Origin of the sequence: [Borrelia] tanukii (genome assembly GCF_030439725.2) — a bacterium.
Taxonomy (GTDB): Bacteria; Spirochaetota; Spirochaetia; order Borreliales; family Borreliaceae; genus Borreliella; species Borreliella tanukii.
This window is the reverse complement of the sequence record NZ_CP124034.1, coordinates 111,669-131,073: the sequence shown is the minus strand read 5'-3', so window position 1 is coordinate 131,073 and position 19,405 is coordinate 111,669. Positions and strand designations below refer to the sequence as shown.

Sequence of the window (19,405 nt, the reverse complement as noted above, 5' to 3'; positions counted from 1 at the left end):
CCCACAATTTTCTTTTTAATATTATAATATAAGATTTTATTTTAAAAAGATAATAAGTAGAATATTGTTATTTTGCCTTAATTTCTTGTTTGACTAAAAATTGATAAATGATATAATTATATTAAGTATAACGGGGGTTTTTGTATATTTTTAAAATGGTGGGGATGTGTCATCAGAAAGAATCGTTGAATTGATCAAAGAGATTTATTTAGATTTTAGAAAAGGCAATTTCAAAGAGGCTTTAGTAAAATCCGAAGAAGCTCATTCTCTTGATTTTGATAATATTGAAATTTTAACGGCTTTGAAAAGCTCTGTGTATTGGAATGGTCAAGTTGAAAGCCTCGATAGAATAGGGCAAGATTATGAAAAGGCAGAATTTTTAATAAGAGAGTGGAATAGTTTTGCAGGTCGATATTTGAAAAAAATGGGTTGTAATTTTTTGCAAGGTCGTAATTCTATAAAATATTTTGTGTTTCAGACTTGTCTTTACATATATAAAAATATATACAAACTGCATCCAGAAAATTTGGACCTTTTAATAAAAATTGCTAAGTCTTATAAAGGTATGGGAAATTACGAGAGAGCAATTAATGTCTTTTTGCAAATATTAGGAGATGCTAAGGAAAACGCAGATGTTGTTGCAGAGCTTGCTGATTCTTATGCGCTGGTTGATGAAATTAAAGAGGCTAAAGTCTTATTCAGAGAGGCTTTTTTTATCAATCCTCAAAAAATAGATATATATTCTCTTGAGTCTGATATGATTTTAAGATTAATAGATCTTATTAAGTCTGACAGAAACATTTCAGATGATCTTATAAAAGAATGGATTCCTGTTTATGGTTCTCTTAATGGTGTTTTTAATGTTAAAAGAGAATTAAGGCCCATAGAGCTTGGACAGCTAAAGCAGTCTGTTTATAGTTTGCGTAATGAACTTAAAGAAAAGTCTTATAGATCAATAAATGAGAGTATATTACTTCCAAGGCTTATTAATAAGTATTTTTGGCTTATTGATCATTATGTAAGGATAAAAGAGGATAGAGCACGCATTGATGAAATTTTGTTGTACATAAAAGAAATAGACTTGGGAATTTATCAACAGTATGTAAATTAGTTGCTTGACACTAAAAATCAATGTTAGGAGAGTTTAATGTCTAATGTTACCATAGAAAAATTAGATAGTATTTTGCAAGAAGATAAGTGGACAAGAATAGTTGTTAATAACTATTCTCTTGCCAAAATAAAAGAATTGGATGATTTGATAGATAATATAATTGATGAGGGGTTAACAGAGGATGTGCTTGATATTTGTGGCAGACATTTAAAGGATGTTAAAAAAAGCATAGCAGGTCTTTATATTTCTGGAATGCTTATATATAGTAGGCGCCCGCTAAATGATATGAATTTGCTTGCTGTTATTGATTTATTTTCTCAGAATTTAAAATGGGCCCTTGTTGAGCATATATGTAATGAAATGCTTTTTATTTCTGAGAATAAGCATGCTCTTTATACTCTTGCAAAAATATATGCCCAAAATAATGAAAATGATAAGCTTCCAAGTATTTGGACTAGAATTGTTGAAGCAGATATTGATGACACTGTATTTGTAAGGCAACTTGCTACTTATTATGAAACTATTGATTTGCAAAAATCAATTTTTTATTTTAGAAAGGCTATTTATCGTTTTATTGATAAAAAACAAATGTCAGGAATCAGAGAAGTATGGGCCAAACTTATTCATTATGTTTCAGATGATTTTGATTCTTTTTTGCTTATTTTGCAAAAAATTGAAAAAGATCTTGGATTTAAAAAGGCTATAGTTCTTTATGAAGATTTATTTGATCATTATTCTTTGACTGATAATGTTGATGAGACAATAGAAATTTTAAAAGGTATTTTGAAGCTTGATAATAAAAATCATAAAGCAAGAGAAAATTTAGTTAAATTTTTAAGAGAAAGATATAAAGATGTAAAGAATATTGAGGATTATCTTGTAAAGTCTGATATTGAAAACTTGGACAAAAATTTTGTTGACGTATATTCGGATTTTGAAAAATATTTATTTTTTGCAAAGGGCAACTTTGTTTATCATCAGACTTGGTCTGTTGGAATAGTAAGGGATGTAAATGATCATGGCATTACCGTTGATTTTGTTTCAAAAAGAGGTCATTTTATTGGCTTTGATATGGCGATGTCGGCTCTTTCTCCTCTTAGCAGGGAGGATATTAGGGTATTAAAGGCTATAACACCCAAAGAGGAACTTGCAGATAGAGTAAAAAAAGATATTGAGTGGGCTATAAAAGTTATTATAAAAAGTTATAAAGCTATTGATTTAAAGGGAATAAAAAAAGAGTTAGTGCCAAGCTTGATGACTCAAAGTTCATGGAATTCATGGAGCTTGAAAGCAAGGCAAATCTTAAAAGATAATCCCCATTTTGTTATGGATTCTGGAAAGCTTGATTGTTATATATATAATGAGAGATCTTCCAATTTGAATGAAAAAATGTATGATAAATTTAAAATTGAGAAAGATTTTTATAAAAGATACGAAATATTTATAAACTATTGCAATGTTAAGGGAATTGTTAAGGATTTGCATATTGAAGAAGAGATGCTTAACTATTTTTTGATTTATGTTAACAATTTTACAAAGGTTGATCATCATGTTATAAGTTCTTACGTTATTCTTAAATCTTTAGGTAATTTTTCTGAAGAATTATCATCAAAAGTTAATATAGAAAAAGATGTTAATTTAGAATCCCTTTTAAAGGAGTATTCGAAAGGAATAGTAGATCTTTTTGATTCAATTTTGAATGCAGAAATTAAAAAAGAATTGGTTGTTTTAATTAAAAGCGAACTTAGTAATTGGATTTTGTACTATAAAGAACTTTTTCCTCATTCTGTTAATAAGAAATTGGTTGAATCACTTTACAAAGAAGATCCCAAAGAAGTGGAAAAATTATTTAATTATGTTATAAAAAATTATAAGATCTATAAAGATGCTTATATTTGGATTTTAAAGCACTGTAAAACCTATTTTATTGAACTGAGTTATTCAGATTCAGATCTTTTGGTCAATTTGATTAAAATTTTAACAGACAGTGTTATCAAAATTAATAATAAAAATAATTCTGTTGCAAGTAAAAGAATTTATAAAATGATAATTAATCTTTTAGTTAAAGACGGTTATCTTAAATCAGTCTTAGGATCTGTGAAAGATGAAGAGCTTGCTAAGAGAGTTTATATGACCTGTTTTTATGTAAAAGATTTTCCCCCCAAGGATCTTCTAGAGATTAAGTCTATAATAAGGCAATTATTTGATTCGGTTGAGTTTGAAGATGAAAAGATGCAACTTGCAGGCGAGAGAATGGAAATTGGATTTTTAACCATATTAAGTTCTTTGAATAAAAAGCAAAAAGAGCTTAAGCATTTAAAGGAAGTTGAAATTCCAGAAAATTCAAAAGAAATTGGGAAAGCTCGTGAACTTGGCGATTTAAAAGAAAATGCTGAATATCATTCTGCTAAGGAAAAGCAACAGTTTTTGACAAAAAGATTAAATTCCTTGATGTTGGAAATAGAGAGTGCAAAAGTTATAGATACTAAAGATCTTCAAAGTTCTGTTGTTGGTTTTGGGACTAAGGTTATCATTTTAAATGAAGCTACGGGTAAAGATGAATCTTATTTGATACTTGGACCTTGGGAATCAAACCCTGATGAAGGCATTATTTCGTATAAATCACCTTTTGGAGAAAATTTGCTTGATTCTAAGGAAGGAGATAGTCTTAATTTTGTTATAAATAATACTAATTTTAGATATTTTGTAAAGAAAATAGAACCCATAAAATTTAGCTAGGAAAAATTTAAGAATGTCAAAGTTAAAGGAAAAAAGAGAAAAAGTTGTTAGTATGGAGAGAGTAGGCAAAGAGGAAGCTATTGAACTTGCAAGAGTTCAAATAGAAAAAACTTTTGGAAAAGGAAGTCTTATTAAGATGGGAGAATCTCCCGTCGGGAAAGGCATAAAGAGTATATCAAGTGGATCTATTGTATTAGATGAAGCTCTTGGTATTGGTGGATATCCTAGGGGACGCATAATAGAAATTTTTGGTCCTGAGTCATCTGGCAAGACCACTTTGACTCTTCAAGCAATTGCTGAAGTACAAAAAGAAGGAGGTATAGCTGCTTTTATTGATGCTGAGCATGCTCTTGATCCTGTTTATGCAAAAGCTTTGGGAGTTAATGTTGCAGAACTTTGGCTTAGTCAGCCTGACACTGGAGAACAAGCTCTTGAGATTGCCGAGCATTTAATCAGAAGCGGTGGTATTGATTTAATCGTAGTTGATTCTGTAGCAGCTTTAACCCCTAAATTAGAGATAGATGGAGAAATGGGAGATTCTCAGATTGGCCTTCAAGCAAGGCTAATGAGTAAGGCTCTTAGAAAGATTACGGGTATACTTTCTAAATCTAATACTTGCATTATGTTTATTAATCAAATAAGAATGAGAATTGGTATTATGTTCGGCAATCCCGAGACTACTACTGGTGGGCATGCTTTAAAGTTTTATGCATCTCTTAGGCTTGAGGTTAGAAAAATCGAACAAGTAACCAGGTCAGGCTCAAGTGATGATGTTATTGGCAATAAGATTAGAGTCAAGATTGTGAAGAATAAGGTTGCCCCACCTTTTCGTAAAGTAGAATTAGTAATTTATTTTGGGAAAGGTATTTCTAGAGAAGCTGGGATTTTAGATGCTGCTATTAAGTATAATTTAATACAAAAAACAGGCTCTTGGTATTCATTAGGAGATAATAAGTTGGGACAGGGGAGAGAGAGTGTTATTGAGTATCTTGGCAGAGAAGTAGAACTTACAAATGATTTGGATAAGAGACTTAGAAAAATAATTTTTAATAATTTTGATCAAGAGGATGTAAATTTTATTAGATTTAAAGAAGATGAATGTGAACAGTAGGGAAAGTTTAAGTGTCAGAATTAGGTAGTTACTCTATCAGTCTTGATAATTTTACAGGCGGAATAGAGCTTTTTTTTGAATATGTTAGTATGAATAAGCATGTTTTAAGAACTTTAAGTTTAAATCAAATAATTGAAGAGTTCATAGATGTTTCAAGTGATCTTAATATAAGTATTAGAGGATTGATTGATTTTTTTTATCTTGCTAACAATTTGTTTTATTGGAAAACTCAAATTTTATTCCCATTAAAGCTTGAATACAAAGATAAAGTGGAGCGCAAAGCTGTGGAAAAGTTAATAGATCGTAGCAAGAATAGAGAAAATGAAAAATTACAATTAAATCAAGTAAAGAGTTTTAAATTCTATGACTCAAAAATGATTAAAGATTTTATTTTTGGCAATAGTGATAATTTTGTTAAAAATATTAATGCGATTGCTAATGATAATAATAAAAAGAAAAATTTAAAGAGAAAGTCTAGTGCATTAAAGAAAAAAGTTGTTAATAAAAATTTTTTGTGCAATAAAAAATTTAAAGTTGTTTGTAATAAATATGAATTGAAAATTTTTGAGAAAAAAATGAAAATTATTTCTATCTTAAATAAAGAGAATAGTATAATTTTTGATTCTCTTTTAGATTTTAATGCTGACAATTATTCTTTTGAGAGATTTTCTTATTTTTTAGTATCTCTTGAATGCAAAATGCTTAATATTGTGAATTTAGGATATCTGAATAATAAGTTAGTATTGTATCGAGGTTGTGAAATTAATGATTGCACTTAAAACCTCCAGAATTCAAGTGTTTTTAGCCGAAAAGGGGGTAGGGTCAAGAAGATTTTGCGAGGAGCTGATAAAAAAGAAGCTTGTAAGAGTTAATGGCTCTATTGCTAAGCTTGGTGATAAAGTATCTTTAGGGGATAGAATAATTTATAAGAAACAGGTTTATGTTTTTAAAGACTTTCAAGGTAAGAGTAAAATTTATCTGGCCCTTAACAAGCCTAAAAATTATTTATGTTCCAATTTTGATGTTAATGGAAGAAAGCTGGCAATATCCTTAGTTCAGCCTTTGTTTAAAGAGCGTATATTTTCAATTGGTAGGCTTGATTTTAAAAGTTCTGGACTTTTATTATTCACTAATGATGGTAAATTTGCAAATGATATTATTCATCCAAGGGGAAAAGTTGAAAGAGAATACATTATTGAATCAAAAAAAGATATTGATGAAAATTTGCTTATTTCTTTTAAATCGGGTATAAAGGTAAAAAAAGAATTTTTTAAATTAAAGTCTTATGAAATTTTAAATAAAAATTCTGCTAGATTGATTTTAGATGAAGGGAAAAATAGGGAAATAAGAAAAGTGTTTTTAAGCAAAAATGTTTTTTTAAAAAAAATTCATAGAATTAGAATTGGCAATATTAATTTGGATAGTTTAAAGGAAGGTCAGGTAAAAATTGTTCCTTTGGTTAAGATAAATAGATTAAAATCCAGGCTGGAGAAGTTAAATGATAATAGCAATTGATGGACCTTCAGCATCAGGAAAAAGTTCAATTGCAAGAGAGCTTGGTGCAAAACTGGGTTATAAATTTATCAGCTCCGGTTATCTTTATAGGATAATAACTTTAATTGCCCAAAGATCTTCCATGAATAGCTGCGATTTTATTAGCGAGAGCAGACTTTTAAATTTGATTCTTGAGAATGATATAAGTTTTAATAATTCCAGCTTTTTGCTTAATGGAGAGAATGTTGAAAATCAAATTTTAAATGATAAGATTGATTTTCAAGTTTCTTTTTATTCTTCTTATGTTGGAATAAGAAATATTGTGAATAAAAAATTAAGAGAGGTTGTTAAATTTAGCGATGATAATTATATAATAGAAGGTAGAGATATTACTACTATTGTTTTTCCAGAATCTGAATTCAAAATTTATCTTGATGCTTCTGTTAAAGTTCGAGCCTTGAGGCGATATAAGCAAAGAAATGGAAATGAGACTTTAGAAGAATTAGAGCGTACTCTAGAAATAAGAGATGATGTTGATAAGAAAAAACAATATGGTAAGTTAAAATTATCAAAAGGGGTTTTTTACCTTGATACAAGCTACAAAGGATTAGACGATGTATGTAATATTATAATAGAAAAGTTTAATTTGAAAAAAGTAAGAGAGAGGTGAGAATGGAAAATCAAAAAGATTTACAAGAAAATTATTTGAAAGTACTTGAAAGAGTAGAGCTTGGAAGTCGAGTTTCTGGTACTATTGTTAACATTATGAAAGATTATGTTCTAGTAGATATTGGTTATAAATCAGAAGGCTTTGTCAAGATTGAAGAATTTGAAAATATTCCCAAAATTGGCGATAAGCTTGAAGCAATCGTTGTAAGAATAGGTGGAGAATTGGGTCTGATTTTAAGTGTTGAAAAGCTTGAGTCTTTAAATTTTCAAGATAAAGTTAATGAATATATTCAAAATAAAAAAATAATCAAAGGTAAAGTTTTAGCTGAACTTCCGAATGGTTATAAGATTCAAATTAATGAAAATGTTTCTGGCTTTATGCCTTTTTATTTAAGCTCTAAATCTAAGGATGAGAAATTAAAAAGAGGTCTTATTGTTGAATTTTATATTCTTGAAGCAAGCGAAACGGATGGTTTAAGACTTATTCTTGATAGGCGTACTTTAGAAAGAGAAAGAGAGCTTGCTAAGAGAATAGAGTTGGTAAGTTCTTACAACGAAGAAGATGTGGTTGATTGTGTGGTTGATCGTATTACAGAATATGGTGCGATTGTAAAAATTAAAAATTTTGTTACAGGAATTTTACATAAAAGAAATATTGCTTTTAATCAAGTTGAAAATATTGAAGATTTTGTTAGGGTTGGCGATAAGTTAAAATTGAAAATTATTAAGATAAATCCACAGACAGGCAAAATGGAACTATCTCTTAAGGCCTTAAAAGCAAATCCTTGGGATTCTGTAGATATTAAATATAAAATTGATAGCATTGTAAAAGGGAAAGTTGTAAAAATTTTACCCTTTGGAGCTGTTATTGAGCTTGACAGCGAATTGTCGGGGTTTTTACATATAAGTAATTTTTCTTGGATAAGAGTAATAAAGAGTCCTCAAGAATTAATAAAACTTGGTCAGATAGTAGAAGTCAAGATTTTAGAGATAGATAAAGAAAATCAAAAAATATCATTGGGTATTAAACAGATCAATGAGAATCCTTGGGAGAGATTAACTGAGAAATATCCTATTGGAAACGTTATTCAAGGCGTTGTTACTAATATTACAAAAACAGGTGCTTTTGTAAATATTGAAGAAGGCATAGATGCTTATGTGAGTAAGTTTGATATTTCTTGGCTTGAAGAGATTGATCCTGAAGAATATTTCAAGATAGGTGATTTAGTGAACGGGAAAGTGCTTGAGGTTGACAGACGAAAGAGAAATGTTAGATTGGGAATTAAGCAGTTAGAAGAGAGTCCTTGGGAAGATTTTTCTAAAAGCTATAAAAAAGGCGATGCTATTGAGGTTGAGATTGTAGAAAAAAAGTCAAAAGGCTTTCAAGTGAGAGTTTATAATAAAATAATGGGATTTATTAGCAAAATTCAACTAGGAGACACAAAGGAATCTAGTTTAGAAACTTTTGAAAAATTAAACATTGGGGATAAGCTTAAAGTGGTAATAACAAGTATTGATTCTAAAGACAGATCGGTGCTTCTTTCTTATAGGGAGTATGAAAATCAAAGATCAAGAGAAGAGATTTCTTCTTATTTGTTTAAGGGCAATGATGAGGAATCTTATAAGCCATTTGAAAATTTGCTAAAGAGGGATGAATAATGGCTAAGAACGGTCTTTTAGTTTTCTTTAGTGCTATTGTTTTTGTTTTCGTATCTATTGTTGTTGTTTTTTATAATTCTTTAGGCAAAGATTATGTAAAGAGTGGTGGAGAAATAGTAGAAAATCTTGAAAAGGATTTAAATGACTATTTAAGAGAAAATGACGCTAAAGAGAAGGAAAAAATATCTCTTAAGATAAAGGAACTTATTTCAAAGGAAAAAGAAATTTCATCTTACTTTATTCCAAGGTTTTATTTAGCCAGATCTGTTTATTTGCAAAGTCAAGCACAGTATGATGAGGCTATTAAAGATTTAGATATTGTTATTAAGGCAAAAGGGATTGAAAGCGAAATTGCTTTTATTAATAAAGCTGCAATTTATGAAAAAATGGGATTAAAGGAAGATGCTTTATTGGTTTATGAGGATCTTATTAATAGTACTAGTTTGGGCTTTTTAAAGGTAAGAGCTCTTTTGAGTAAGGCAATATTGATCGAGGAAAAAGATAAAGATCTTGCTGTGAAAGTATATGAAGAGATTGTTAAATTTCCTTATGAAAATAATTTATACATAAATATAGCAAATAATAAAATTTTAGAACTTAAGCAAAATTAATTTGTATTTTTGGGGGAGGTTTTATAATTTTTTTTATCTTATATTTTGTATTTTGTCTAGGGTTTTTTGGATGTGGTCTAGACAATATTTTAATACTTCCTTCGCCAGAAAAGATTGATAATCGAATTTCTAGAGATTCTGTAGCCTTTTTTTTGCCAGCAGGCTATTTTTCTAATCAAGCAGCTGAAAAGCTAAGGGGTTTTGATATCTATTATAAGTTTTATCCAGAGGGCGCTAATTATCATATAAGTAGTTTTCGCAAAAGTGTAGAAAAAGATTTTGAAGCCTTAAAGGGTGTTTTTGACAATGTTAGTGAATTTAATAATAGAGGGTTTTATAAAATAAATTTGAGTTCTACTATTTATTCGGGTAAACCTGTTTTTAAATTAAATAAAGAATGGGTCGATAGCAAATTACCTTTATATTTTGAAATAAATTTTGGAGAATTAAGAAAAGATGTTCCCGGTGAAGCTTTTATTATTGTAAGAAATGGAAATACTTCTTCGTCTCCCGTTATTCTTGAGAAGCAAAACATATATAGATCCTACATTGATAAAGGGGAATATATAGGTTTCTCAAAATCTATTAAAAAGTCTAATTTTTTAGATAAAGATAAAAGGCCGCTTGATCTAAAACATATAAATGACGATTTTTTTACAAAAGATATTGCCCCTAAATATAATTTGGCAATTTTTGTTATGGGTGTGGGCAGTATTGTTGACGATGCTTACAGTGTTCTTATTGATCTTGGGGATTTGTCGGGATTTAGTTTGTCTGACTAGTTGGTTTTAAGGGGTAAGTATGATAGTATTTTTTTTTCATTTGATTTTAACAAACATTGTTATTTCTTTTTTAGTAAGCTTTTTTGTTATGTTTTTAAACATATTGAATTTTAAGTTTGTAGTAGTTTATTTAATAAGTTTTTTAGGTGGCATTGTATTTCTATTTTTTATTCCTTTTTTCTATTCTGATTATTATGAAAGGCAAATAGATCTTGTTCTTTATTTTTTTCCTAGTTTAGGTTCAGTTGTTTTAATAGGTTTGATTAAATTCTCTGAAAGAAATAAGAACGATTTATAAAAGAATGGTTTTTAAAGGAATTGTGTAGAGATAGATATCAACTTAGCTTTTAATATTTTTTATTAATGTGGTTTGTTAATAATTTTATTAAAGAGAAAGATGTTTGTTTTTGATTTAGTGGACTTATTAATTGGATTGTTTTATTATATTCTTATAAAATAGTGTATAATTTCCGCTATGTGATGTCATAGTGAGTAAAAGAGAAGGATAATAGGAGGTTGATTTGGCAATTATTACAATGAAGAGCTTACTGGAAGCTGGAGTTCATTTTGGCCATCAGGTAAAAAGGCTTGATCCTAGAATGAAAAGATTTATTTTTTCTGAAAGAAATGAAATACATATTTTAGATCTTCAAAAGACTTTACAGGGCATTAAAGATTCTTATGAGCTTGTTCAAAGGGTGATAAAGGATGGTAAAAAGGTGCTTTTTGTTGGAACCAAAAAGCAAGCTAGTGAGATAATCGAACAAGAAGCAAGAAGAAGTGATATGCCATATGTTAACAATAGATGGCTTGGGGGCATGCTTTCTAATTTTAATACAATTAGAAAATCTGTTCAAAAATTAAAAAAGCTAGAAAAGATGGAAGTTGATGGAACTTTTGATATGATAAGTAAAAAAGAAATTTCACAACTTAATCGTGAAAAATTAAAATTAGCTAAAAATTTAACAGGCATCAAAGACATGGAAACACTGCCCGGCGCTATTTTTATCATTGATCCTAAGCGAGAACAAATAGCTATTAATGAGGCTAGAAAATTAAAAATTCCTATTATTTCTGTGGTTGATACAAATTGTAATCCGGATGTTATTGATTGCCCAATTCCTGGCAATGATGATGCGATTCGTTCTGTTGCTTTGTTTACCAAAATAATATCTGATGCTATTTTGGAAAGTGATAAAGAGGTCGGTATTCAAATAATTGAAAATTTGAATGAAGAAGATTTGATGAAAGAAATTGAAATTAAAAATGATAAAAGTGATTCTATTGAAGAAGGGGAGAGTGATTTATGAGCATTATTAGTCCTCAAGATGTAAAAAAGCTTAGAGAAGAAACCAATGCTGGTTTTGGAGATTGTAAAAAAGCTTTATCTGCTGCTGGTGGAGACTTTGAATTGGCTAAAAAAAAACTTAGGGAAATGGGAATTGCATCTGCTGAGAAAAGACTTAACCGAGATGCAAAAGAAGGCAGAGTATTTTCATATTCAAACAATATTCATGCTGGGCTTTTGCTTGTTTCTTGTGAAACAGACTTCGTTGCTTTAAATCATAATTTTGTTAGTTTGGGCAATTCTTTAATTAAAGAATTGGTAGAGAGCGGAAGAAATTCTTTAACTGCTTCTCAAGAGTCAGAGCTTAAAAATTTAGCAGCTACGATAAAAGAAAATATTCAGGTTAAAAAAATTTTTATTACCGATATTCAATCTAATGAATTTGTAAAAATTTATTTGCATGGTGAACAGTCCAAGATAGGTGTTTTAGTAAAATTGAAAGTGGATGATTTTTCTAAAACTGAAGATGAAATGTTACAAAATTTTGCTATGGATTTAGCGTTGCATGTGGCTGCGTTTGCTCCTATTTATTTGAAAAATGATGATGTTTGTCCAAATTATATTAAGGAGCAAGAAGAGATATTTGCTAAACAATTAGAATTTAGTGGTAAGCCAGAAAGCATAGTCAAAGGTATAGTTGCGGGGAAAATAAAAAAACATCTTGCTGAAATTTCTCTTCTTGAACAAAGTTTTGTAAAAAATGATAAAATCACTGTTAGGGAAATGTTGGAAGAGATTTCAAAATCAATTGCAAGTAAAATAGAAATAGTTGAGTTTAAGTATTTAAGAATAGGGTAGATAATATACTGCTTTTTATCAGCAAGGAGGAGTTTGTATGGAAGATTATAGGGCTTTTCTAGATGAAAAGATGAGTAAGGTTCTTTTATCACTTGATAATGAATATAAAACGTTAAGAACAGGCAGAATTAGTAGTAATATTTTTGATAAGATTTTTATTCAATACCATGGTCAAAAAACACCTATAACCCAAGTGTCAAGCATTAGGATTCCTGAAGCAAGGCTTGTTGTTATTCAACCTTGGGATAAAAGTATCTTGAATAAGATAGAACAAGCCATACTTAATTCTGATCTTTCTATGAACCCTTCAAGTGATGGTTCGGTTATTAGAATTAAGGTTCCAGCTTTAACTAGTGAAAGGCGGCAAGATATTGTAAAGCATGCTAAAAAAATAGCAGAGGAACATAAAATTTCAACTAGAAATATACGACAGGATTTAAACAATAAGGTTAAAAAGCAAGAAAAAGAATCGGAAATCACAGAGGACAGTTTAAAAAGAATTTTAGATGATATTCAAAAATCCACTGATGTTTATATTAAAAAGATAGATTCTATTTTAGAATCTAAAATTCAAGAAATAATGGAAGTTTAAAGCCATGAATAAAAGTTCTCTTCCAAGGCATGTTGGAGTCATCATGGATGGCAATAGAAGGTGGGCTTTAGGTAAGGGATTGTCTTTTTTAGAAGGTTATAAAGAAGGTCTTAAAAGAGCAAAAGAAATAGTTAAGCATTCTTTAAAGGTAGGTATCAAATATTTATCTTTTTATGTATTTTCTACTGAAAATTGGAAAAGGGATGATTGTGAAATAGAAAATTTAATGTTTTTAATTGCTAGTTATTTAAGGGCAGAATTTAATTTTTACAAAAAAAATGGAATAAAAATAATAGTTTCAGGAGATATTGAGTCTTTAAGTGAAGAAGTAAAAAGTTCTATAAAAGATTCTGCTAGCTTTTCTAAAAATTTTAACAATCTTATTTTAAATTTAGCAATCAATTATGGGGGTCGCAATGAAATACTTAGAGCTGTTAAAAAATTTGTTTCAAGCGATTTTGATTTAGAATCTTTAGATGAAAATACTTTTTCCAATTTTTTGGATAATCCAGAATTGCCCGATATTGATCTTTTAATACGTACAGGTGGAAATATTAGAATAAGTAATTTTTTCTTATGGAGGATTGCTTATTCTGAATTAATTTTTTCAAATGTTTTGTGGCCTGAATATTATAACAATAGGTATATTAAAGATTTGGAATGTTTCCAATTTAGAATAAGAAATTTTGGGAGATGATTTATTGAGCAAGGTTAAGAGATTCTCGTTTTTTGCAAGGTTGGGAACATTTTTATTTTTTGTTCCTTTAATTTTATTTTTAATATTTTTAGATTTTAAAAATTATTTGTTTCTTAACATTTTAATTTTTATATTTAGTGGCTTTGCTGCAAAAGAAGTTAATGATTTGTTAAAATTTAAATCGTCAGGACTTTCAGGCACATTATCTTTTTTTTTAGGGTTTGTTCCTCCAATTTTAACTTATATTCATTTTAATGTTTTTTATTTAGGCATGAATGTGGTATATTACTTGGTTATAGCGTTAGTGTTTAGTAATTGGATTGTTAATTTGGTGTTTATAAAAGAACATGAGATTGGAAACTTTTTATCTCAAGCAACGTCAATACTTTTTATCCTCATATATCCTGGTGTATTAATGTCTTTTATAGTTTCTATTACAACTTTACCTAAGGCTCCATTTTTAATGTTAATACTTTTTGCCATGGTAAGCGGAAATGATACTTTTGCATATCTTTTTGGATATTTTTTAGGGAAAAACAGCTATCGTCCTACTATTATTAGTCCAAATAAAACATTAATGGGTTTTTTTGGGGGTATTTTGTTTTCTGTGTCTACTGCTATATTTGCAGTAGTTTTTAGATTAATAAATTTAAGCTATGGAGAATCTATTATTTTTGGCATTTTGATTGGAGTTCTCACCATTATTGGTGATTTATTTGAATCTGGATTAAAACGAAGTGCTGGGGTAAAAGATTCTGGGAAAATCATTCCTGGTAGAGGTGGGGCTCTTGACTCGATTGACTCTTTTCTTTTAACAGGTCCGATATTTTATTTATACTTATCTTAGTGATTTTTGGAGGAAATTATGTATATTCTTTTTAGTGTACTTGCTCTTAGTTTTATAATATTTATTCATGAGCTGGGGCACTTTTTATTTGCTAAACTTTTTAAAGTTAAGGTTGAAGCTTTTTCTGTGGGCATAGGTCCTAGCATATTAAAGTTTAAAATTAATAATACTGAGTATAAACTTTCTCCAATCCTTTTAGGAGGATATTGCAAGCTTAAAGGATTTGATCACTTAGAAAAAGAACTTAAGGCAAATAAAGAATTAGAAGCAGATAAGGATTCTTTGTTTGGAATTTCACATTTTAAAAAAATTTTAATATATTTTGCAGGCCCTTTGTTTAATTTGATTTTTTCATTTATTGTTTTCATTTTTATAAGTATGATGGGTGTTATATATTTTGATCATTCTTCAAAGGTTAATCTTTTAAATAAAAATTCTTTTTTAAAAGATAAATTTAGAGATGGTGATGTTATATTAAAAGTTAATAATAAAAAAATTGAATATTTTTCTGATTTGAGAAATATTATTCCGGAGGCAAAATCCACAGTTACATTTGATGTTTTAAGGGAAAAAGAAAATATTACTTTTGAAGAGACCGTTAGTTTGCAAGATTTTTTAAAAGAAATTGGCCCTTGGGTTGATCTTGTGATAGCAGATGTAGTTTTAAATTCTCCTGCTACGATTGCAGGAATGAAATCGGGTGATAAAATAATTAGCATTGATAATATTCTTTTGAAAAATAAGAGAGATTTAGATAATTTGCTTAAGAATTTAAATTCGGATGTTGTGGAGATTAAGTTTGCTAGGAATGGAGAAATTTTTTCTTCAAAATTAGTATTTCAGGATAAAGATAAAATTGTTGGCATATATTTTTCACCACCTTTAAAAAGGATAATTAAAGTAGAAAATGTTTCAAGTGCCGTTAAAAATTCTTTTTTTAAGGTTTTAAGTGCTTTGCAAGACATTTTGTATTCTATTTTTTTATTGATAACAAATTTTTTAAATACTTCTAAGAGTATATCAGGCCCTGTTGGAATTGTAAGTATTCTCTCTTCATCCTATTCTTTAGGGCTATTGCATTGGATTAATAGCGTTTCTGTATTAAGCTTAATTCTTGCTGGTATGAATCTGTTTTTTATTGTAATACCTATTTTTGATGGAGGACAAATTTTTATAACCTTTATTGAACTTTTACGTGGAAAAAGATTTAAGGCCAAAACCATTTATTCTTTTTATAGCTTTGGTATTTTTTTAGCGCTGTTTCTTTTTGGCTTGGGCCTTTTTAACGATTTGAAAGGTCTTTTACATGTATTTAATTAAAAATTAGAAATATATTTTAACATAAGCCAAAAGTGTGATACTGATGCGATTATTATTAATATATGAAATACATCATGCATTTTCATGTTAATTTTTGGATTAAATTTTTTACTTAAAATGTATACTATTCCGCCTATTGTATATACGATTCCACCAAAAACTAGCCAAAAAAATCCTTTTCCGTTAAGGGCTCTGTAAATGGGTTTAATTTTAAAAAGGACGATCCATCCCATAATTATAAATATGGATCCATTGATCCACCCAGGACTATTTGTAAATATTGCTTTAAAAATTATTCCGATTATAGCTAGACTCCATACTATACATAAGATTATTAGTCCTGATTTGTTTGGTACAAGAATTGCACAGGCAGGAGTATATGTTCCTGCTATTAGAATAAATATTGAAATATGATCAAATTTTCTAAATATTTTTTTTATTTTACTTCCTTTTGGAAATATGTGGTAAAGAGTACTCATTGCATATAATAGAGTCATTGAAAATCCGTAAATAAAGAATACAAATATATGTAAATCTTTTTTCTTAAGAGCAGATATTGTAATAAGAATTGTTGTTCCAATTATAGACAAAATAATTCCAAAAAGATGGGATATAGAACTAAAAAGTTCATTTTTTGGTATTTTGCTTGTATTGTCATCGCTTAATGAGCAATTTTTAAGTTCGGCTTTTGTAATCACAATTTTGCCTCCGTTTAATCGTTTGTTTATAAAAAATATATAATACATTACTTTAATTGTAAGTTTTTCTCAAGATTAAATTAAATTCTTACGGAATTTATTCAATTTTATTATTTGACTTGTTTAATAAGTAAAGTTTTTTTTTGTAAAAAAAGCTTTATAATAAATAGTGTTTGCTGGAATTAGTATTGGGAGAGGCTTAGCATGATTAATTTTATTAAAATAATTAACTTTTCAAGTTTGCAAAAATTTTCTAAAGCACTACGAGTGCCTATTTCTATTTTACCAGTTTCATGTTTATTGATTGGTATTGGATCTGCATTTTCAAATCCTTCTGGTTACGTTTATATTGATAAATTTTTCTTTCAAGATATTTTAGGTTTAATGAAGGCAATAGGCAATGCTATTCTTCTCAATATGCCTTTAATTTTTTCTATTGGAATTTCTATTGGGGTTGCAAGAATGGGGCAGGGAACAGCTGCTTTAGCAGGGCTTGTTGGTTATTTAACATTTAATATTACTGAAAATTATTTTATTGAGACTTTCTCAGGGCTTGTTGAAGCAGAGGCAATGTCTTCTGTGGGTCGCATAAATTTTCTTGGTGTTCAAACTTTAAATACGGGAATTGCAGGATCTTTAGTTGTAGGTCTTGCAGCTGGATATTTACATAACAAATTTTATAATATGAAGCTGCCAAAGCCTTTTTCTTTTTTTTCAGAGTGTCATTTTGTGCCTATAGTAATAATTGTGCCTTTTTGTGTTATTTTAGCCATATTTTTTTGCTTGATTTGGTCAAGTTTTGACAAATTAATTGCATCCTTAGGTATGTTTGTTTTTAGATTTGAATATTTAGGTAGTTTTCTTTATGGATTTTTGAATAGACTGTTATTGCCTTTGGGATTACATTCTATTTTATCTTTTCCTTTTGAATTTACTTCTTTAGGGGGGGTGGAGACGATTAATGGCGAGACATTTAGAGGTCTTAAGAATATATTTTACGCTCAGTTACTAGACCCATCACTTGGTAAATTTTCATCAGGCTTTGCTAAGATTAGTAGTGGATTTTATCTTTCTATCATGTTTGGACTGCCCGGAGCAGCATTGGGGGTTTACAAGGGAATTGTCCATGAAGATAAAAGTAAGATTGCAGCTCTTCTTTTTTCTGGGGCTTTGACGGCTTTTTTAACAGGAATAACCGAACCTTTAGAATTTTTATTTATCTTTACAGCGCCCTTGCTTTATTTCGTTCATGCCATTTATTCGGGATTTGCATTATTGCTTGCTAATTTTTTTGATGTTACGATTGGCAATACCTTTTCTACGGGTTTTTTGGATTTTTTTATGTTTGGGATACTTCAAGGAAATTCTAAGACAAATTGGATTAGTGCGGTGCCTTTAGGAGTAATCTTTTTTACCCTTTATTATTTTACTTTTAGTTGGCTTTATAGATATTTTGATTTTCAGATATTTGTTGCAGATGATCCATTTTTTGAAGGTCAAGAAGGTAAACTAGAGAGTCTTGGGATTGCACACCTTTTAATTCAAGGTCTTGGTGGATTTGATAATATTACAAAGCTTGATGTTTGTTCTACAAGATTACATGTAGATGTTGTTAATACCGAGCTTGTTGATAATAATTTGCTTAAAGAAGCCGGAGTTCTTAAGATAGGGTTTGTTAATGGTAAGGTGCAGCTTTTTTATGGATCTAATGCATATTATATTAAAAAGGCTATTGATACCTATTCTCCAAAAAGCCTTTTTGAAGCTAGTGTTATGGTTGCAGTTGATAATGTAAAAAAAGGCTTTAAGACTTATATTGAGATGAAAGAAGACAAAAAACTTGAGAAGCAAGGCAAGTTGGGAAAAACCTATAAACTTAGCGAATCAGAAGAAGATTGAGAGTTGAGATTGTGTTTTAGTTGCTTTTTTGCGTTTGTAAATAAAGTTTTTTATTGTTGAAAAAAATTAATCTCTTTTATATACTAACTAAGTAGCCTTTGTTGCATATTTTGCAATGCGATAGACCGTAAGGAGTTTTAATAATGATTAAAAGATATGAGGCATGTTTTTTGTTTAAAAGTGAAGAGATTGAGTATAAAGGTTCTTTGGAAGAAGTTAAAAAATCTTTGGAATTGTTTGGTGCAACTGATGTTGTTAGCAATTTTATTGGAGAGAGAGCCTTAGAATATCCTATCAAAAAACAAGCTAGAGGTCGTTACGAAATAATAGAATTTAGTATGGAAGGTAATAATTTAAAAGAACTTGAATCAAAGCTTAAGTTAATTAAAAACTTGCTTAGGTATATGATTTTGGTCAAAATAGTTAGAAAGATCAATACTAAAAAAATTAAAAGAAGAAATTTTAGGGAATTTAGAGACAATATTGACAAAGACAAAGACAGTCTTAAGGGTGGTTCTAAAATTGAAACACCAACGGGTTCTGAAAACGCAGATATTCAGGAAAAATAAAAGGGTTTTTAATGGCTGATATTAATTCATTAGTATTATCTGGTAGACTTACAAGAGATTCTGAGCTTTCTTATACAGAGAGTGGTATGGCTGTTCTTAGGTTTTCTTTAGCTAATAATAGAAGAATGAAGAAAAATGATGAATGGATTGATTATCCGCAATATTTTGACTGTGTTATTTTTTCAAAAAGGGCCGAAAGTCTCAATGATTATTTGAAAAAAGGTAAACAAGTTGTAGTAAGTGGATCTCTTAAATATGAGAGCTGGCAAGATAGGAATACAGGTGATAAGAGAAGCAAGGTGAATATATTTGTAGATAATTTACAAATGTTTAGCTCAGGTTCTAATACTTTTCAAATGCAAGATTCAGATATTAATAGTTTGTCAAACTATAAAAAAGAAGATGTAAGTAAGGATATTGATATTGTTGATGATAAATTTAGCGAAGATATACCTTTTTAA

At 29.1% G+C, this 19,405-nt stretch carries 20 protein-coding genes; 19 read left to right on the top strand and 1 reads right to left on the bottom strand.

Translation table 11 applies throughout. The features are described from left to right. Window positions 1–166: 166 nt before the first annotated feature. The 16 genes from QIA27_RS01170 (at window position 167) to rseP (ending at window position 15,778) form a co-directional block, all read left to right on the top strand. Window positions 167–1,111, top strand: coding sequence for a tetratricopeptide repeat protein (locus QIA27_RS01170; RefSeq protein ID WP_301353431.1), 945 nt, complete (start codon window positions 167–169; stop codon window positions 1,109–1,111). A 36-nt stretch (window positions 1,112–1,147) separates the two neighbouring features. After that, window positions 1,148–3,850, top strand: coding sequence for a transcription elongation factor GreA (gene greA, locus QIA27_RS01165; RefSeq protein ID WP_301403475.1), 2,703 nt, complete (start codon window positions 1,148–1,150; stop codon window positions 3,848–3,850). Between the two features lie 13 nt (window positions 3,851–3,863). Then, a complete protein-coding gene (recA, locus tag QIA27_RS01160; RefSeq protein ID WP_301403474.1) occupies window positions 3,864–4,961 on the top strand; it encodes a recombinase RecA in 1,098 nt (365 codons plus the stop codon). 11 nt (window positions 4,962–4,972) lie between these two features. Beyond that, window positions 4,973–5,740, top strand: a complete 768-nt coding sequence (locus tag QIA27_RS01155) for a hypothetical protein (RefSeq protein WP_301403473.1) — start codon at window positions 4,973–4,975, stop codon at window positions 5,738–5,740. Then, on the top strand, window positions 5,727–6,476 hold the full coding sequence (locus QIA27_RS01150) for a pseudouridine synthase (RefSeq protein ID WP_301403472.1): 750 nt from the start codon (window positions 5,727–5,729) through the stop codon (window positions 6,474–6,476). Before QIA27_RS01155 ends, QIA27_RS01150 begins: the two co-directional genes overlap by 14 nt. Then, window positions 6,460–7,125: a (d)CMP kinase gene (cmk, locus tag QIA27_RS01145; protein ID WP_301353423.1), complete on the top strand. Its 666-nt coding sequence runs from the start codon at window positions 6,460–6,462 to the stop codon at window positions 7,123–7,125. The genes QIA27_RS01150 and cmk overlap by 17 nt, the downstream gene beginning before the upstream one ends. A gap of 2 nt (window positions 7,126–7,127) precedes the next feature. After that, window positions 7,128–8,783 carry a 30S ribosomal protein S1 gene (locus tag QIA27_RS01140; protein WP_301403471.1) on the top strand — a complete coding sequence of 552 codons (1,656 nt, stop codon included), beginning with the start codon at window positions 7,128–7,130 and terminating at the stop codon, window positions 8,781–8,783. Next, the gene (locus tag QIA27_RS01135) at window positions 8,783–9,394 is read left to right on the top strand and encodes a tetratricopeptide repeat protein (RefSeq protein WP_301403470.1); all 612 of its coding nucleotides are present in this window, start codon (window positions 8,783–8,785) and stop codon (window positions 9,392–9,394) included. Before QIA27_RS01140 ends, QIA27_RS01135 begins: the two co-directional genes overlap by 1 nt. 86 nt (window positions 9,395–9,480) lie before the next feature. Continuing rightward, complete coding sequence (locus QIA27_RS01130) at window positions 9,481–10,176, top strand: hypothetical protein (RefSeq protein ID WP_301403707.1); 696 nt, start codon at window positions 9,481–9,483, stop codon at window positions 10,174–10,176. Window positions 10,177–10,195: 19 nt separating this feature from the next. Beyond that, the gene (locus QIA27_RS01125; RefSeq protein WP_301353420.1) at window positions 10,196–10,474 is read left to right on the top strand and encodes a hypothetical protein; all 279 of its coding nucleotides are present in this window, start codon (window positions 10,196–10,198) and stop codon (window positions 10,472–10,474) included. Between the two features lie 223 nt (window positions 10,475–10,697). Continuing rightward, a complete protein-coding gene (gene rpsB, locus QIA27_RS01120) occupies window positions 10,698–11,486 on the top strand; it encodes a 30S ribosomal protein S2 (RefSeq protein ID WP_301403469.1) in 789 nt (262 codons plus the stop codon). Next, window positions 11,483–12,322, top strand: coding sequence for a translation elongation factor Ts (gene tsf / locus QIA27_RS01115; protein WP_301403468.1), 840 nt, complete (start codon window positions 11,483–11,485; stop codon window positions 12,320–12,322). The genes rpsB and tsf overlap by 4 nt, the downstream gene beginning before the upstream one ends. A 37-nt stretch (window positions 12,323–12,359) precedes the next feature. Next, complete coding sequence (frr, locus tag QIA27_RS01110) at window positions 12,360–12,914, top strand: ribosome recycling factor (RefSeq protein ID WP_301353417.1); 555 nt, start codon at window positions 12,360–12,362, stop codon at window positions 12,912–12,914. 4 nt (window positions 12,915–12,918) lie between these two features. Beyond that, on the top strand, window positions 12,919–13,611 hold the full coding sequence (gene uppS / locus QIA27_RS01105; RefSeq protein ID WP_301403467.1) for a polyprenyl diphosphate synthase: 693 nt from the start codon (window positions 12,919–12,921) through the stop codon (window positions 13,609–13,611). After that, complete coding sequence (locus QIA27_RS01100) at window positions 13,601–14,458, top strand: phosphatidate cytidylyltransferase (RefSeq protein WP_301353415.1); 858 nt, start codon at window positions 13,601–13,603, stop codon at window positions 14,456–14,458. Before uppS ends, QIA27_RS01100 begins: the two co-directional genes overlap by 11 nt. 18 nt (window positions 14,459–14,476) lie before the next feature. Further along, entirely contained in the window at window positions 14,477–15,778 is a 1,302-nt protein-coding gene (rseP, locus tag QIA27_RS01095; RefSeq protein ID WP_301386224.1) for an RIP metalloprotease RseP, read from the top strand. On the opposite strand, the gene trhA is transcribed toward rseP, so the two are convergent. Continuing rightward, the gene (gene trhA, locus QIA27_RS01090) at window positions 15,775–16,476 is read right to left on the bottom strand and encodes a PAQR family membrane homeostasis protein TrhA (protein WP_301403466.1); all 702 of its coding nucleotides are present in this window, start codon (window positions 16,474–16,476) and stop codon (window positions 15,775–15,777) included. The two genes, rseP and trhA, sit on opposite strands and share 4 nt — an antisense overlap. 204 nt (window positions 16,477–16,680) lie before the next feature. On the opposite strand from trhA, the gene QIA27_RS01085 reads away from it, so the two are divergent. From QIA27_RS01085 to QIA27_RS01075, 3 genes are all read left to right on the top strand, one after another. Continuing rightward, window positions 16,681–18,375, top strand: coding sequence for a PTS transporter subunit EIIC (locus tag QIA27_RS01085; protein ID WP_301353412.1), 1,695 nt, complete (start codon window positions 16,681–16,683; stop codon window positions 18,373–18,375). Window positions 18,376–18,518: 143 nt separating this feature from the next. After that, window positions 18,519–18,944: a 30S ribosomal protein S6 gene (gene rpsF / locus QIA27_RS01080; protein ID WP_301403465.1), complete on the top strand. Its 426-nt coding sequence runs from the start codon at window positions 18,519–18,521 to the stop codon at window positions 18,942–18,944. A gap of 11 nt (window positions 18,945–18,955) precedes the next feature. Next, window positions 18,956–19,405, top strand: coding sequence for a single-stranded DNA-binding protein (locus tag QIA27_RS01075; protein ID WP_301353410.1), 450 nt, complete (start codon window positions 18,956–18,958; stop codon window positions 19,403–19,405).

What these genes read in the sequence shown, in the direction of transcription:
- greA (WP_301403475.1), top strand. Translation starts at nt 1,148, where the DNA reads ATGTCTAATGTTACCATAGAAAAATTAGATAGTATTTTGCAAGAAGAT.
- recA (WP_301403474.1), top strand. Translation starts at nt 3,864, where the DNA reads ATGTCAAAGTTAAAGGAAAAAAGAGAAAAAGTTGTTAGTATGGAGAGA.
- QIA27_RS01150 (WP_301403472.1), top strand. Translation starts at nt 5,727, where the DNA reads ATGATTGCACTTAAAACCTCCAGAATTCAAGTGTTTTTAGCCGAAAAG.
- cmk (WP_301353423.1), top strand. Translation starts at nt 6,460, where the DNA reads ATGATAATAGCAATTGATGGACCTTCAGCATCAGGAAAAAGTTCAATT.
- QIA27_RS01140 (WP_301403471.1), top strand. Translation starts at nt 7,128, where the DNA reads ATGGAAAATCAAAAAGATTTACAAGAAAATTATTTGAAAGTACTTGAA.
- QIA27_RS01135 (WP_301403470.1), top strand. Translation starts at nt 8,783, where the DNA reads ATGGCTAAGAACGGTCTTTTAGTTTTCTTTAGTGCTATTGTTTTTGTT.
- QIA27_RS01125 (WP_301353420.1), top strand. Translation starts at nt 10,196, where the DNA reads ATGATAGTATTTTTTTTTCATTTGATTTTAACAAACATTGTTATTTCT.
- tsf (WP_301403468.1), top strand. Translation starts at nt 11,483, where the DNA reads ATGAGCATTATTAGTCCTCAAGATGTAAAAAAGCTTAGAGAAGAAACC.
- frr (WP_301353417.1), top strand. Translation starts at nt 12,360, where the DNA reads ATGGAAGATTATAGGGCTTTTCTAGATGAAAAGATGAGTAAGGTTCTT.
- uppS (WP_301403467.1), top strand. Translation starts at nt 12,919, where the DNA reads ATGAATAAAAGTTCTCTTCCAAGGCATGTTGGAGTCATCATGGATGGC.
- rseP (WP_301386224.1), top strand. Translation starts at nt 14,477, where the DNA reads ATGTATATTCTTTTTAGTGTACTTGCTCTTAGTTTTATAATATTTATT.
- QIA27_RS01085 (WP_301353412.1), top strand. Translation starts at nt 16,681, where the DNA reads ATGATTAATTTTATTAAAATAATTAACTTTTCAAGTTTGCAAAAATTT.
- rpsF (WP_301403465.1), top strand. Translation starts at nt 18,519, where the DNA reads ATGATTAAAAGATATGAGGCATGTTTTTTGTTTAAAAGTGAAGAGATT.
- QIA27_RS01075 (WP_301353410.1), top strand. Translation starts at nt 18,956, where the DNA reads ATGGCTGATATTAATTCATTAGTATTATCTGGTAGACTTACAAGAGAT.